Raw genomic sequence first — 14251 nt, 5'->3', positions numbered from 1 at the left:
CCGGCGCGGCGCATCCTGTCGGGCAACGATCAGCGCCGCAGATACTCCGCCACCGCGGAGAGGTCCGCTCCACCCAGGCCGGTCGAGACGGCGTCGGCCACGACCTCGCGGTTGCGCTCGAGCTGCGGAGTCCGCGCGCCCACCTCGCTCGCCAGGGCTGCGGCGAGCTCGAGGTCCTTCGCGACGAGGTCCAGCGCGAAGGCGACCGGTGTCACCCCCGGGGACAGGAACGCCGCGCGCTTGTAGTGCACGAACGGCGCGCCGACGGCGCTGTGCGCGAACACGTCGTACGCCGTCTCCCGGTCGAGGCCGGCCTTCTCCGCCAGCACCAGCGCCTCCGAGAGCGCGATATCGAGGGCGTGAACGATCGTGTTCACCGCCAGCTTGAGCGCGGCGCCACTGCCCTGAGGGCCGCAGTGCACGATGCTGGAGGCCATCGTCTCGAGCACCGGCCGGGCGCGATCCAGAGCGGACGGGTCGCCGCCGGCCATCACGGTGAGCTGGCCCGCCTCGACGGTGCTCACGCTGCCGGACACCGGTGTGTCCAGCAGGGTGGCGCCGGCGTGGGCCACGTCCGTGGCCAGCCGTCGCACCGTGGCTGGCGCGATCGTGCTGGTGTCGGTGACCACGGCGCCCCGGGCCAGCCCGGCGACGATCCCTGCGTCTCCGCCGTACGCCGCGTGCGCGGCCGCGTCGTCGGGCAGTGAGACGAGGACGACGTCCGCGCCGGCTACGGCATCGCGGGCGGTGTCGGCCACTTCGCACCCGTGCCGTTCGGCGACCACCTCGGCCTTGTCCCGGCTGCGGTTGTGGACCACGACCGGGAAACCGCCGCCGGTGACCCGGCCGACCATGGCCGATCCCATCCTGCCGGTGCCGACCACGGCGACGCGCAGGGTCATGTGACCTCCCATCCGCAGTCGACGTTCAGGCTCGCCCCGGTCACCGACCGGTTCCGCAGGAGGAACTCCACTGCGTCGACCACGTCGGCCATGGTCGCCAGCTCACCGGACGGCGTGCGCGCGCGATAGGCGGCCAGCACCTCAGGCGGCTTCGCCGCCCAGAACGGGCTGTCCCCGACGATGCCCGGGTGGATCGCGTTCGCCCGGATGGGCGCGAGCTCCAGTGCGAGCGTGCGGACCAGGCCCTCAACCCCTCCGTTCACCGTGGAGACCGTGGTGGAGCCGGGGTAGGGACGGTCCTTGGCTCGGCCGCCGAACATCACGATGCCGGTCTCGGCTGAGGCCGCCATCCGGGGGAGCAGCGCGTGCACCACCTCGGTGTAGCCGACCAGCTTGAGCGTGACCAGGCGCAGCGCCCGCGCGACGTCGTACTCCTTGACGGCGTTGGCGTCACGCTCGATCGCGGCCAGCACCAGCCCGTCGACGGCCTCCACGTCGGCCAGGGCCGCACCGATCATCGTCGGCTCCGCGAGATCGACCCCGAGCCCGCGGGCGTGGTCGCCGAGCGTCTCGGCCACCTCCGCTGCGCGGGCGGCGTGCCGGCCGGTGACGACCACCCGGTCCCCGCGGGCCACCGCGCTCCTGGCGATCTCCAGGCCGAGCCCGGACGTGCCTCCGACGACGACCAGGGTCCTCGCTGCCATCAGGTCACCTCTCTCAGGTAGTCCCAGTCACGCGCGAAGCGGTAGGAGTGCCGCGACGGGGGCTGCGGCGCCTGCGTCTCCAGCCAGCGGAGCGGCCCGTCGCCGAGGTTGCGGAAGCTGTGCTGGCAGCCGACCCCCGCCCAGGCGAGGTCCCCCGGTCCGAGGCGGTATGGCTCTCCGTCGAAGGTCGCCTCGGCCTCGCCCTCGAGGAAGTAGTAGGTCTCCTCGAACGGGTGGTCGTGCGCCCCCGCGACGCCGTCGGGCGCGTACTGCACCATGAACATGGTCGACAGCCGGGCGCCCAGGTCGGAGTCGACCATCATCTTGACCGTGATGCCGCTGTAGACGAGCAGGGCGGTGCGCATGCTCGCGGACACCGCCAGCAAGTCCTGGGACTGGCGCCCGACGTCCATGTGCGAGGGCGTGATGTTCCCCAGCCAGCCGGACCGCGGGTCGCGGACGTCGACGGGCACGGCCTCGGCGTACGGGGGATCGGGGACGACGAACGTGTCGTCCTGGTGCGCCGCTCGTGGCATGGGTGCCTGCATCTCCACCCACCGGACCGACCGCTCCGCGTCGTTGCGCCAGCGGTGGGGGAGGCCCACCGCCAGCACGCCGTAGTCACCGGGTGAGACCCGGACCGAGCCGTGCGTGGTGTCGACGATCCCGGTGCCCTCGACGACGAAGAAGCTCTCCTCGAAGGAGTGCACGTGGGAGGGCAGGGCGCCGCCGGGGTCGAGCTCGCAGATGACGAACCCGGTGTGAACGGCCCGCTGCTCCTCGCCCACCGCCGCCTCGGACCGGTAGCCAGTCGCCGTGGCCGCCCAGCCCGCTCCGGCTTGCGGCCTGATCTCGTCTCCCCTGCGAACGACGTGCCCTCCGCTCACGGCCAGCCCCTCATGCAGACCGCTTGGCGGCGATCGCGCCGAGGAGGTAGTCGCGCGAGGCCTCGACTCCGGCCCGGGCGCTGTCGACGTCGGCGAGGAGGGCACCGTCCCTCTTGCGGAACTCGCCGGCAACCAGGACGGTGTCGACGTTCGAGACGTCGGCGCAGAGCACGACCGCGGCGACCGGGTCGATCACCGGTGCCATGTTCAGCGACTTCCCCTCGATCACCACGATGTCCGCCTGCTTGCCCGGCGTCAGCGAGCCGGTCCGGTCCTCGACCCCGGCGACGTGTGCGCCGTCGATCGTCGCTGCCTCGAGGATCTGCCGGGCGGTGAGGACGTCCTTGGGCACCTGCTCGTTCGGCTCGTAGTGCTTCTCGTGGACCCGGGCACGGTCGGCGCCGAAGGCCGACCGCATCTCGGTGAACATGTCCCCGGGCACGGTGGTCACGACGTCGATCGACAGCCCGGGCCGCAGGCCCAGGCCCCTGGCCTTGAGGAGCGGAGGCCAGCCATGGCCCATCTGCAGCTCGACCTGGGGCGCGACCGAGACGGTGCCGCCGCTGTCCCTGACCAGCTCCCACTCCTCGTCACTGAAGTGGCAGCAGTGGATGTACGTCGTGTCCGGGCCGAGCAGCCCGTAGCCGTCCAGCATCGAGATCATCCCGAACCGGCCGGCCAGCCGGCCCATCGCCACATGGATCGTGATCGGGAGGCCGAGCTCACGCGCGAGCTCCCACTCCTTGCGCACGACGTCCTCGACGCAGAACCCGGGCCCACGGGTGGCCAGCGCCATCGTGAGCAGCCCGGAGTCCGAGCTGAAGTACGTGTCCCGGACCCGGCGTACGTCGTCGGCGGGGATCGCGATCTCCGAGTTGAACCAGTAGTCGGCCAGCGACAGGTTGGCGCTGCCATAGGCGTACTGCGAGCGGATCCCCGACTCCTGCAGCGCGGTGACGGCCGCGTCGGGGTGCTCGGGAGTGTTGTTGATGTGTGACCAGTCGACGAGCGTGGTGATCCCGGCGTTCAGGCACTCGAGGGCCCCGGCCAGGTTGCTGGCGTGCACGTCCTCGGCCCGGTAGAGGGGAGCGAAGGTGTCGAGCACCTCCACGAAATAGTCATCCAGCGTGGCGTCCGGCGCGCAGCCGCGGATCGCGGCCTCCCACGTGTGCCGGTGGGTGTCGACGAACCCGGGGATCACGATGCAGCCGCTGGCGTCGACGACCTCCGCATCCGCATCGATGCCCGGCTGGACAGCCGCGATCCTGTCGTCCTCCACGAGGACGTCGCCCTCGAGCTCGCCGATCTGCGGGTCCATGCTCAGCACGGTGCCGCCGCGGATGAGCTTCCTGGTTGTCATGGCCTCTCCTTTCGTGCTGCAGGGTGGGGTGGGGCTCAGTAGGCCGCCAGCGCCTGGACCGCGGCGGTGACCTTGTCGACCGAGGGCAGGACCACATCCTCGAGTGCGTCGGCGAACGGAAGCGGGACGCACTCGGCGGCGACGCGGCGTACGGGCGCGTCCAGGGACTCGAAGCCCTCGTCGGCGACGATCGAGGCGACGGTCGCGCCCCACCCGCCCTGGTAGGGGTTCTCCTCCACGATCACCAGGCGGGACGTCCGGCCGACGGACTCGAGCACGGCCGCGGCATCCAGGGGGACCAGGCTGCGCAGGTCGATGACCTCGGCGGAGATGCCCTCGCGGGCCAGCTCCTCGGCGGCGGCCATCGCCATGGGGACGGTCCAGGCCAGGGCGACCAGGGTGACGTCGTCGCCCCGGCGCACCGTCGCGGCCCGGCCCAGCTCCAGGACGTGGTCGGGAGGGGCCGGCTCGCCCTTGGCGGCGAACAGGCCCTTGTGCTCGAAGAACACGACGGGGTCGTCGCTGCGGATGGCGGCAGCCATCAGCCCGACCACGTCGCTCGGTGTGCTCGGCGCGACGACCTTGAGGCCGGGCACCGTGAAGGCCCAGTTCTCCACGGCCTGGGAGTGCTGGGCGCCGAAGCCGAGACCGCCGCCGTTGGCGGTGCGCACCACCAGCGGCACGCCGAGCTGGCCGCCGGTCATGTAGCGGACCTTCGGGATCTCGTTGGCGAGGTAGTCCCAGCAGCAGGCCAGGAAGTCGGAGAACATGATCTCGGCCACCGGACGCAGCCCGGTCATCGCCGCACCCATCGCCGCGCCGACGATCGCCTGCTCGGAGATGGGGGTGTCCCGGACCCGCTCCGGGCCGAACTCGTCGAACAGCCCGACGGCGGTCTTGAACACGCCGCCCGCAGCGCCGATGTCCTCGCCCAGGCAGACGACGTCGCGGTCGCGGCGCATCTCCCGGGCGATCCCCTCGGCGACCGACTCCCGGTAGGTGACTAGCTCCGCCACGTCGCGCCTCCGTCCGCCCACACGTCTGTCAGGGCGTCTGCAGGATCGGCCCCGGGCGCGGCCTCCGCCTCGGCGACCGCCTCCTTGACGAGCCGTTCGGCCCGTTCATCGGCGGCGTCGACCTTCCCCTCGGGCACACCGAGCTCCGCCAGCCGGGCGCGCGCGAGCAGCAGCGGGTCGCGGGCCAGCCATTCCTCCACCTCGTCGGCGGGCCGGTACGTCGCCGGATCGGTCCTGCTGTGTCCGTGGTGCCGGTAGGTGCGGGCCTCGATCACCGTCGGTCCCTCACCTGCGCGAGCCCGGTCCGCGGCGGTCCGCACCGCGTCCTCCACCACCTCGACGTCGTTGCCGTCGATCAGCTCGGACGGCAGGGCGTAGGACCCTGCCCGGTCGGCCGCCGGGTTCGGCACAGGGGTGACCGACCCGATCGGGGTGTACTCCATGTAGAGGTTGTTCTCGCACACGAACAGCACCGGCAGTCGCCACACCGCGGCCAGGTTGAGTGCCTCGTGGAACGCGCCGATGTTGGTGGCGCCGTCGCCGAAGAACGCAACCGCGACCTGTCCGGTGCCGCGATAGGCCGCGGACCAGGCCGCGCCCACCGCCATCGGCAGGTGGGACCCGACGATCGCGTAGGAGCCGAGCATGCCCGCGTCCGCCTTGGTGAGGTGCATCGAGCCACCCTTGCCACGGCACAGACCGGTCGACCTGCTCATCAGCTCGGCCAGGCACGCGGCAGGGCTGGCGCCGCGCGCCAGCGCGTGGTGGTGCCCGCGGTAGGTGGCGAACACATAGTCGTCGGCGCGCAGTGCGGCGCTGGCGCCCACCGCGACGGCCTCCTGCCCGGAGGCCAGATGGGTGGTGCCCTTCACCTTGCCCGCCAGGAAGAGGTCGTGGGCCGCCTTCTCGGTGCGCCGGATCACGGCCATCTGCTCGTAGCGGTCGAGGAGCTGGTGCGTCATCGGTCCTCGCCCCGGCCGGCCGCGGTGTTGAGGTGGGACTGGGCGTCGCGGAGGGTGTCGAGCTGGCCCCCCACGGTCCAGTACTTGCGGCCGGCGACCAGCAGCTCCTCGGCAGGGAACTTCGTGATCACCTCGCACCCGTCGGCGGTGACCACCACCTCCTCCTCGATCCGGGCCGCGCCCCAGCCGTCCGCGGCCGGCCAGTACGTCTCGAGCGCGAACAGCATGCCCTCCTCGAGCACCTCTGGATGGTCCAGGGAGGTGAGCCGGGAGAAGATCGGCTTCTCCCAGATCGAGAGCCCGACCCCGTGGCCGTACTGCAGCGCGAACGCCGCCTCCTCGTCCGGGAAGCCGAACTCCTGCGCGGTGGGCCAGAGCTCCACGATGTCTGCGGTCGTGACCCCCGGCTTGACGATCGCGATGGCCCTGTCCATGTACTCCCGGCACCGCGTGTAGGCGTCGCGCTGGGCGGCCGACGCGCTGCCGACGGCGAACGTGCGGTAGTAGCACGTTCGGTAGCCGAGGTGGCTGTGCAGGATGTCGAAGAAGGCGGGATCGCCGGGACGGAGGACCCGGTCGGAGTAGACGTGCGGGTGGGGCGAGCAGCGCTCGCCGGAGATGGCGTTGACCCCCTCGACGTACTCGCTCCCCAGGTCGTAGAGCGTCTTGGCGACCAGGCCGACGCACTCGTTCTCGCGGACGCCGGGACGGAGGAACGCGTAGAGGGCGTCGTAGGCCGCGTCCACCATGGCGCAGGCCTGGGCCAGGAGCCCGATCTCGTCGGCCGTCTTGATCCGGCGCGCCTCGAGGAACACCTGCTGGCCGTCCACCACGTCGAGTCCCTCGTCGCGCAGGGCGGCGAGGATCGGCATCTCCACCACGTCGACGCCGACCGGTTCACCGTCCAGACCGTGCTCGCGGAGCTCGTCGGCGATCTTGCGGGCGACGTCTGCGGCGATCGGGGCTTCCGGGGGGAAGGCCCCCCGCAGGGTGGAGATGCCGGCGCGTGCCCGAGCGGTCCCGTCCAGCCACGGGTTGAACAGCTGGTGGTGCTTCGCGGCAGACCCGAAGTCCCACACCACGGGCGGGGCGCCGCGGGGGAGGAGTGCGAACCTGATCAGCTTGTCCATCGCCCAGGTGCCGATGTGGGTCGATGTCATGTAGCGGATGTTGGAGAAGTCGAAGCTCAGCAGGGAGCCGAGCCAGGACTCCTCGAGCGTGGCGTTCAGCCGGTCGAGCCGGTCAGTGCGCAGACGGCCCAGGTCGATCCGTTCCTCCCAGTCCACGGCGTTGGGCCCGTACGTGCGGATGGCCACGGACACCATCTCCTCGAGACGCGTCGCGTTCAGTATGGCTGAACAGCAGTTAAACTCGCCTGGACATCCCAGTCAATGGGTCCGGAGGAGGAACGCCGTGCCGACATCGCACCTGCCCCCGATCGGAGAGCGCATCCGCGCCGAGCGTGGCCGCCGCGGCCTGACCGTCCGCGGCCTTGCCGGCGACGCGGGGGTCTCGGCGAGCCTGATCTCCCAGATCGAGACCGCGAAGGCGCAGCCGTCCGTGAGCACCCTCTACGCGATCGCCACGGCGCTGGGCATCGGCGTCGAGGACCTGCTCTCCGAGGGCGGCGACGGCCACCCCCAGGCCGGTCGCGACGACAGGGCCGACGTGGGCGGCGTACGACGCCGGGTCGGGCCGGTGGTGCGGCCGGGCGACCTGGAGCCGATCGAGCTCGAGTCCGGGGTCACCTGGGAGCTGCTCGGCCAGGTGCCCGGCGTACACACCGAGTTCCTGCGCGTCACCTACCCGCCCGGTGCGTCCTCGTCCTCGTCGGACCGGCTGATGCGTCACCCCGGGACGGAGTACGGCTACCTCGTCAGCGGGGAGCTGGTGCTCACCCTTGGCTTCGAGGAGCACGTGCTCCGCCCGGGGGACGCGATCAGCTTCGAGTCCCGGACCCCGCATTGCTATCGCAACCGCTCGGACGAGCCGGCGGTCGGCATCTGGTTCGTGCGGGAGGACGAGCCCTGAGGGCCACGGCGGGGTGAAGGCTTCCCAGACATCCGCTCAACGCGTCCTGGCCGGGCGCAGCCGCCAGGCGACGGCGAGCAGGAGCCCGAAGCTCAGCAGGCCGATGGCGACATGCCATGGACCGGTGAGGAGGGTGTCCCACGCCGCATGCAGGAGCACGACGCCGGCGAACACGGCCGCGAACCGCAGCCACGCGCGCCCCTTGTTCGTGGCACCGCACACCGCGAACAGTGCCGCACATGCCAGTCCCGTCCATGCCGCGTGTCCGCCCAGCGACGAGACCGCGCGGACCAGGAGAAGGTCTGCCACCGGCGCCAGATGGCCGCGGGTGGTCAGCAGCTCGACGAAGCCGTAGCCCATCGTCTCCAGCGCGGCGAAGCCAGACCCGACCGCGACGCCCAGGATCAGCCCGTCGACCGCCCGGACCCTCCGCCGCGCGAGGAGCAGGGCCGGCACGGCGAGCTTGGCCGACTCCTCGATGAGCCCGATGAGCAGGGTCGGGATGCCGCCGAGGGTGCGAAGGGTGTCGAACTCGAGCTGGCCGGCGACGATCGTGGCCAGGGTCCCGCCGAGCAGCGCGCCGATGACGAGCAGGCCGGTGGAGAGCTGAGCGCGACCGAAGGCCTCGTGGAAGAACATCGCGAACGTGGCGGGCACGACCGCTGCGCCGAGCAGCAACAGTGACGGCACGTAGATGGGGTTGCCGGTGTCGCGCAGCACCGCGTAGAGCAGCACGAAGAGCGCCGTGCCGCCAAGGAGAACAGCAAGCCAGCGGGCAGGCGGGCGCCGACTTCCATGGATCGCTTGCGTTGAGACCGTCATGAGGCACCTCCGTGCTCAGGGTTGGGTTGGGTGGTGGGAGCTGATGACCGGGGCCCGAGAGGCCCGACGGTGACGTGCAGGGCTGGGTGGCCGGGCCCAGCACCGATGCGGGCCAGCGGCGTGGGCGCCGGCGGCCCGGTGACGATCTTTCCGACGATGTCGTAGACGACCGACCCGTCCACCGTCTCCTCGTCGAGCAGGCGCTGGGCCAGCTCGTCGAGTGCGGCTCGGTGCTGCACCAGCACCGCGATCGCCCGCTCCTCGGCCTCACGCAGCAGCCGGGACACCTCGCGGTCGACCAGCCGCTGCGTCGCCTCGGCGTACGGCCGTTCAGCGCCCAGCCGGCCCACGTCGTCGACGGGGTACGCCGCGGGGCCGAGGGTGGCCGAGAGGCCGAACTCGCGCACCATCCGGACGGCGAGACGGGTGGCGCCGGCCAGGTCGCTGGCGGCCCCGGTCGACACCTGGCCGAGGACCACCCGCTCGGCGGCCCGTCCGCCCAGCTGGACCACCAGGGTGTCTCGGAGGAACTCCTCGGTGTAGAGGCGGCGGTCGTCCTCCGGCAGCTGGTGCGTGGCGCCCAGCACCGGCCCTGACGGGAGAATGGTGATCTTGGCGACGGGGTCGGCTGCCGGTGACAACGCCGCCACCAGGGCGTGGCCACTCTCGTGGATCGCGACGGTACGCCGCTCCTCGGGGAGCAAGGTGCCGGACTCCTCCCGCAGACCGAGGGTGAGCCGGTCCCGGGCCTCGTCGAAGTCCGCCGGGAGGAGCTCGACCCGGTCGTCTCGCGCCGCGCGCATCGCCGCCTCGTTCACCAGGTTGGCGAGGTCCGCGCCGCTGAAGCCCGCGGCCGCGCGCGCCTCCCTCGACAGGTCGACCGACGGCGACAACAGCTTGTCCTGCACATGGACCTCGAGGATGCGCTGCCGGTCCCGCATGGTCGGCAGCGGCACGTGGACCTGGCGGTCGAAGCGTCCCGGCCGCAGCAGCGCCGGGTCGAGGACATCGGGCCGGTTCGTGTTCGCGAGCACGACGACGGAGGCGTCCTGGGCGAAACCATCCATCTCTGCCAGCAGCTGGTTGAGCGTCTGCTCCCGCTCGTCGTTGGCGCCTAAGCCGCCCCTCGACCGGTGCCCGCCGATGGCGTCGATCTCGTCGATGAACACGATGGCCGGGGCCGATCTACGGGCCTCGGCGAAGAGGTCCCGCACCCGTGAGGCGCCGAGCCCGACGAACACCTCGACGAAGCTGCTGCCGGTCACGGCGAAGAACGGCACCTGTGCCTCGCCGGCGACCGCTCGGGCGAGAAGCGTCTTGCCGGTGCCCGGAGGGCCGACCAGGAGCACCCCGCGCGGGCCCTGGGCACCCGCGCGGCTGTACCGCTCGGGGTTCTGGAGGAAGTCGACGACCTCTCGGATCTCCTGCTTGACCCCGTCGTACCCGGCGACGTCGCTGAATCGCACGGCCGGCCGCTCGGCGTCGGTGACCCGGCTCCTGGTCCGCATCAGCCCGCCGAGGCCGCCTCCGCCGGAGCCGAGCATCCGTTGGGTGCGCCGCGCCATCCAGACGAGCAGGCCGACGATGAGCAGGCCCGGTGCCAGCGCCATCGCCAGCTGTCCGAAGGTGCTCATTCCGGCGGCGCTGATCGTGACGTGGGCGGCCTGCAGCTGGTGCGCGAGGGCGTTCGTGCTCAGCGCCCAGGGCGGGGCCTGGGTGACGAAGTCGCGGCCGTCCTTCAGCGTGCCGGTGAGCTGGCCTGCGTCCCCCACCTCCACGGCGGTGACCTCGTGGTGCTGGAGGTCGGCCAGGAACTGGGTGTAGGTCAGCTCTTCGGTCGTGGCCGAGGTGACCAGCCGCTGGCCGAGGAGGATGGCCAGGAAGATCGCGATCGCGAGGAGGACCAGCCAGGTCCGTCGCGGTGGGGTGACCGGAGGCGCGGCCGGCGGCCGGCGCGGAGCCGGCTCAGGCTCGGCAGTCCGGGCGGGGCCGATGGCCGGCCGCACGAAGGGGGTAGGGGTGCGCCGTGTCATCGAGGACTCCTGGGGTCGAGGTGCAAGGGGACGGCCCCAGCCTCGACCGGTCTCGATGAGAGGACTATGAGAGCGGGATGGGAGCTCGGCTCAGGCGTCGGGGTCGAGGCGGTAGCCCGCGCCGCGGGCGGTGCGGATCGTGTCCCGCCCGAAGGGCCGGTCGACCTTGTCCCGCAGGTAGCGGATGTAGACGTCGACGACGTTCGAGGCGCCGTCGTACGCGAAGTCCCACACGTGGTCGATCAGGTAGGTTCGCGTCACCACCTCGCCCGGCCGCCGCATCAGCTCCTGCAGCAGTGAGAACTCCTTGGGCGACAGGGTGATCTCGACCCTCCCGCGACGCACGACGCGAGAGGCTGGATCCAGGGTGAGGTCCGCCACCCGGAGAGCGGCGGGTCGCTCCTGCGGATCGCGGCGGGTGAGCGCCCGGACCCGGGCGAACAGCTCCGCCAGCGCGAACGGCTTGGTGAGGTAGTCGTCGGCGCCGGCGTCGAGTCCCCTGACGCGGTCCTGCACCGCGTCCCGTGCAGTCAGCATGAGGACCGGCGCCCACAGGCCTTCGGCCCGCATCCGCCGACAGACCTCGAACCCGTCCGGCGCGGGGATCATCGCGTCGAGGACGACGGCGTCGTAGTCGTTCTCCTGGGTGTTCCAGAGAGCGTCCTGACCGTTGTCGGCCACGTCGACGGCGTATCCCTCACGCTTCAGACTTCGCACCAGCAGGGCCCTCATGCCGGAGTCGTCCTCGACGACGAGCAACCGCACGTCACCCATCGTAGGGGCAGCATCGGCGATCATGTCGGCAGCATGCTCGGTCCAGGATGAGAGGGCGGTGAGAAGGTGCGGCGCAGTCGCTGGCTTCCCCGGTCGCTGCGTGCCCGGGTGACGGCGCTGTTCACGCTGGGTTCGATGGCGGTGCTGTGCGTCGGGATCGCCCTGATCTACGCCACCCTCGACCGGCAGCTGGCCGCCGTGATGGACGCGGACCTGAGGGCACGCGCCGCAGACCTGGTCGCGGCAGTCCGAGCGGGTGACGTCGAGGTGGTCGAGAGTGACCCGACGGCCCAGCTCTACGCCGCGGACGGGCGGTTGCTGGCGGGCTCGGACGTGCTCGGCGACCTCCGGTTGCTGCCCGTGGAGGAGGTACGACGGGTGGCCGACCCGACCCTCGAGACGGTGGCTCTCGGCCCCGACGGCCCGGCTGGCCTGTCCACCGTCCGCATCCTGTCGACCCCGGTGGACGCGACCCGGACCCTGAGCGTCGCGGTGTCGGCGAGGCCACTGCAGGAGGCGCAGGACCGGCTCCTGCTCGTCCTGCTGCTCGTGGGCCCGGTCCTGGTCGGGATGGTGGCGCTCATCGGCTGGTGGGCGGTCTGGGCGGCGCTAAGGCCGGTGGACCTGCTGACGCGGGAGGCGGCCGCCATCTCGTCACTCCACGAGCCGCGCCATCTGCCCGCGGTGCCCGGGAACGACGAGATCGCCCGGCTGTCCCGGACCCTCGATGACATGCTGACGCGGCTGCGCGTCTCGCTCGAGCGCGAGCGGGGCTTCGTCGACGACGCCAGCCACGAGCTGCGCAGCCCGATCGCCGTGCTGCGCGGAGAGCTCGAGCTGGCCCTGTCCGCGCTCGACGACCCTGCCGAGACCGAGCGCTCCCTGCGGGCCGCCCTCACCGAGACCGAGCGCTTGACGCGTCTGGCGGAGGACCTGCTGCTGCTGGCACGGGAACGAGCCGGCTCGCTGGTGGTGCGCAACGAGCCGGTGGACCTCGTGGAGCTGGCAGCCACCGAAGCCCGGCGTCTCGGCCCGGGTCTGCGGCTGTCCGTGGCCGTGACGGGCGAGCCGGCGGTCGTCGAGGGTGACCCGGACCGGCTGCGCCAGGTGATCGCGAACGCGCTCCACAACAGCTCCCAGGCCGGCGCGGACACCGTGCAGATCGAGGTGTCCCGCGACCACGGCTGGGTCAGCGTCGTCATCGCCGACGATGGACCCGGCTTCCCGGCGAGCATCCTGTCGGCGGCCTTCGAGCGCTTCGTCCGGGGCGACCAGGCCCGCACCCCGGGCCGTTCCGGGGCCGGGCTGGGGCTCTCCATCGTCCGGGCCATCGTCTCTGCACACGAAGGCGCGGTGGAAGCACGGAACGGACCACCGCTGGGCGGCGCTGTCCTGACGGTCCGGCTTCCCCACCCGCGGCTCGGCGAGGCGTGACGGACCGATCCTCATCGGCCTCTCATCTGACGTGCTCGACTCTGGGTCGCATGAGTCTCGTGGCCGCGTTGACCGGACTTCCCTGGTGGCTGGTCCTCGGCAGCGTCGCTGCGCTGCCGGCGCTGGAGGCATCCACGATGGTCGGAGTCGTGACCCCCGGCGAGACGGCGGTCGTCGCCGGTGGGGTGGCCGCGCATGCGGGCCTGGTGCCGCTCTGGGCTGTGATCCTGGCTGCCGTCGGGGGCGCCGTGGTCGGGGACCAAGTCGGATACTCGGTCGGTCGACGGTATGGCGCAGGCCTGGTGCAACGCCTCCCGCGAAGAGCGCGTGACTCAGCCGGACTCGACCGGGCGTTGGACCTCGTCCGCCGGCACGGCGCCCTGGCGGTTGCCCTGGGGCGGTGGGCCGCCACGTTGCGTGCGCTGGTGCCCGGGGCCGCCGGCATGAGTGGCATAGGCCGGCGCCGGTTCACCGTGGCCAATCTGGCCGGCGCGATGGTCTGGGCGTCGGCGGTGGCCTTCGCGGCCGATCTCGCGGGGGCGTCCTACCCCATGCTGGAGCACCGGCTGGGACTGGTCGGACTGGCGGTCCTCGTCGTGGCCCTGCTGGTGTTGGGGCGGTACGTCGCTCGCGGAAGAGGGCCGCGGCCGAGCACGAGGGTGACCGACCATGGCCGAGCATCGTGAGCACGAGCGGCGCTGGCCGGCCAGCGTGGCCGTCCTGGCCGTGCTGGCCCTCCAGGTCGTGCTCCCACACCAGATCGCGGCAGGCACGTGGTGGCTGACGCCAGCGCTCGAGCTGATGCTCCTGCTGCCGCTGGTCGTCACGAACCCGGTCCGGCTCGACCGTGAGACCGCGGTGCTGCGAAGCCTCGCCCTCCTGTTGGTGCTCGCACTGGCCGTGGTCAATGCGGTGCACCTGGCCCGGTTGGTCGCCGCGGTCACGTCGGGCGAATCGACGGACCCGCGGGTGCTGGTCCAGGCCGCCCTGCTCATCTGGACCACCAACGTCGTGACCGGAGCACTCGGGCTCTGGGAGATGGATCGCAGCGGCCCGTTCGCCCGGGATCCGCGGCATGGCCGCCCCGCCGACCGCCCGGACCTGCTCTTCCCGCAGATGACGGGCGTCCCCGGATGGGATCCGCAGACCTGGAGGCCCTCCTTCCTCGACTACCTGTTCGTCTCGTTCACCGCCGCCACCGCCTTCAGCCCCACCGACACGGCGCCGCTGTCGGGTCGGGCCAAGGTCCTGGTCGCGGCCATCGGGTCCGTCTCGCTGGTGACCATCGGCGTGATCGCCGCCAGGGCCATCAATGCCCTGTGACCG

Annotated in this window: 14 protein-coding genes; 4 read left to right on the top strand and 10 right to left on the bottom strand. The window is 71.9% G+C overall.

The window, feature by feature from the left end:
* Window positions 1-29: 29 nt before the first annotated feature.
* Genes DDE18_RS06900 through DDE18_RS06870 form a run of 7 tightly spaced genes read right to left on the bottom strand, consistent with a single transcriptional unit; the run spans window position 30 to window position 7147 of the window.
* The gene (locus DDE18_RS06900) at window positions 30-902 is read right to left on the bottom strand and encodes an NAD(P)-dependent oxidoreductase (RefSeq protein WP_116571471.1); all 873 of its coding nucleotides are present in this window, start codon (window positions 900-902) and stop codon (window positions 30-32) included.
* Window positions 899-1606, bottom strand: a complete 708-nt coding sequence (locus DDE18_RS06895) for an SDR family NAD(P)-dependent oxidoreductase (RefSeq protein ID WP_116571470.1) — start codon at window positions 1604-1606, stop codon at window positions 899-901. The genes DDE18_RS06900 and DDE18_RS06895 overlap by 4 nt, the downstream gene beginning before the upstream one ends.
* Window positions 1606-2493: a cupin domain-containing protein gene (locus DDE18_RS06890; protein WP_211754439.1), complete on the bottom strand. Its 888-nt coding sequence runs from the start codon at window positions 2491-2493 to the stop codon at window positions 1606-1608. Before DDE18_RS06890 ends, DDE18_RS06895 begins: the two co-directional genes overlap by 1 nt.
* A 10-nt stretch (window positions 2494-2503) precedes the next feature.
* Complete coding sequence (locus DDE18_RS06885) at window positions 2504-3853, bottom strand: amidohydrolase family protein (protein WP_116571469.1); 1350 nt, start codon at window positions 3851-3853, stop codon at window positions 2504-2506.
* 35 nt (window positions 3854-3888) lie between these two features.
* A complete protein-coding gene (locus DDE18_RS06880; RefSeq protein WP_116571468.1) occupies window positions 3889-4869 on the bottom strand; it encodes an alpha-ketoacid dehydrogenase subunit beta in 981 nt (326 codons plus the stop codon).
* Window positions 4857-5831, bottom strand: coding sequence for a thiamine pyrophosphate-dependent dehydrogenase E1 component subunit alpha (locus DDE18_RS06875; protein WP_116571467.1), 975 nt, complete (start codon window positions 5829-5831; stop codon window positions 4857-4859). The genes DDE18_RS06880 and DDE18_RS06875 overlap by 13 nt, the downstream gene beginning before the upstream one ends.
* Window positions 5828-7147 carry a M24 family metallopeptidase gene (locus DDE18_RS06870; protein ID WP_245916486.1) on the bottom strand — a complete coding sequence of 440 codons (1320 nt, stop codon included), beginning with the start codon at window positions 7145-7147 and terminating at the stop codon, window positions 5828-5830. Before DDE18_RS06870 ends, DDE18_RS06875 begins: the two co-directional genes overlap by 4 nt.
* Before the next feature lie 97 nt (window positions 7148-7244).
* Between DDE18_RS06870 and DDE18_RS06865 the strand changes: the two genes are divergently transcribed.
* The gene (locus tag DDE18_RS06865) at window positions 7245-7862 is read left to right on the top strand and encodes a helix-turn-helix domain-containing protein (protein WP_211754438.1); all 618 of its coding nucleotides are present in this window, start codon (window positions 7245-7247) and stop codon (window positions 7860-7862) included.
* A 36-nt stretch (window positions 7863-7898) separates the two neighbouring features.
* On the opposite strand, the gene DDE18_RS06860 is transcribed toward DDE18_RS06865, so the two are convergent.
* The 3 genes from DDE18_RS06860 to DDE18_RS06850 all read right to left on the bottom strand — a co-directional run bounded on the left by DDE18_RS06860 (window position 7899) and on the right by DDE18_RS06850 (window position 11482).
* Entirely contained in the window at window positions 7899-8684 is a 786-nt protein-coding gene (locus DDE18_RS06860; protein ID WP_116571464.1) for a PrsW family intramembrane metalloprotease, read from the bottom strand.
* Entirely contained in the window at window positions 8681-10717 is a 2037-nt protein-coding gene (gene ftsH / locus DDE18_RS06855; protein ID WP_116571463.1) for an ATP-dependent zinc metalloprotease FtsH, read from the bottom strand. The genes DDE18_RS06860 and ftsH overlap by 4 nt, the downstream gene beginning before the upstream one ends.
* 90 nt (window positions 10718-10807) lie before the next feature.
* Window positions 10808-11482: a response regulator transcription factor gene (locus tag DDE18_RS06850; RefSeq protein ID WP_116571546.1), complete on the bottom strand. Its 675-nt coding sequence runs from the start codon at window positions 11480-11482 to the stop codon at window positions 10808-10810.
* Window positions 11483-11599: 117 nt separating this feature from the next.
* Between DDE18_RS06850 and DDE18_RS06845 the strand changes: the two genes are divergently transcribed.
* Genes DDE18_RS06845 through DDE18_RS06835 form a run of 3 tightly spaced genes read left to right on the top strand, consistent with a single transcriptional unit; the run spans window position 11600 to window position 14248 of the window.
* Entirely contained in the window at window positions 11600-12925 is a 1326-nt protein-coding gene (locus DDE18_RS06845; RefSeq protein ID WP_211754437.1) for a sensor histidine kinase, read from the top strand.
* 50 nt (window positions 12926-12975) lie between these two features.
* Window positions 12976-13611 carry a DedA family protein gene (locus tag DDE18_RS06840; protein WP_116571462.1) on the top strand — a complete coding sequence of 212 codons (636 nt, stop codon included), beginning with the start codon at window positions 12976-12978 and terminating at the stop codon, window positions 13609-13611.
* On the top strand, window positions 13595-14248 hold the full coding sequence (locus DDE18_RS06835; RefSeq protein ID WP_116571461.1) for a hypothetical protein: 654 nt from the start codon (window positions 13595-13597) through the stop codon (window positions 14246-14248). Before DDE18_RS06840 ends, DDE18_RS06835 begins: the two co-directional genes overlap by 17 nt.
* The last annotated feature ends 3 nt before the right edge of the window (window positions 14249-14251 follow it).

The organism is Nocardioides gansuensis (genome assembly GCF_003076135.1).
In the GTDB taxonomy this organism is placed as follows: domain Bacteria; phylum Actinomycetota; class Actinomycetes; order Propionibacteriales; family Nocardioidaceae; genus Nocardioides; species Nocardioides gansuensis.
The sequence above is the reverse complement of the archived record's forward strand: the minus strand, read 5'-3'. Positions and strand labels throughout refer to the sequence as shown.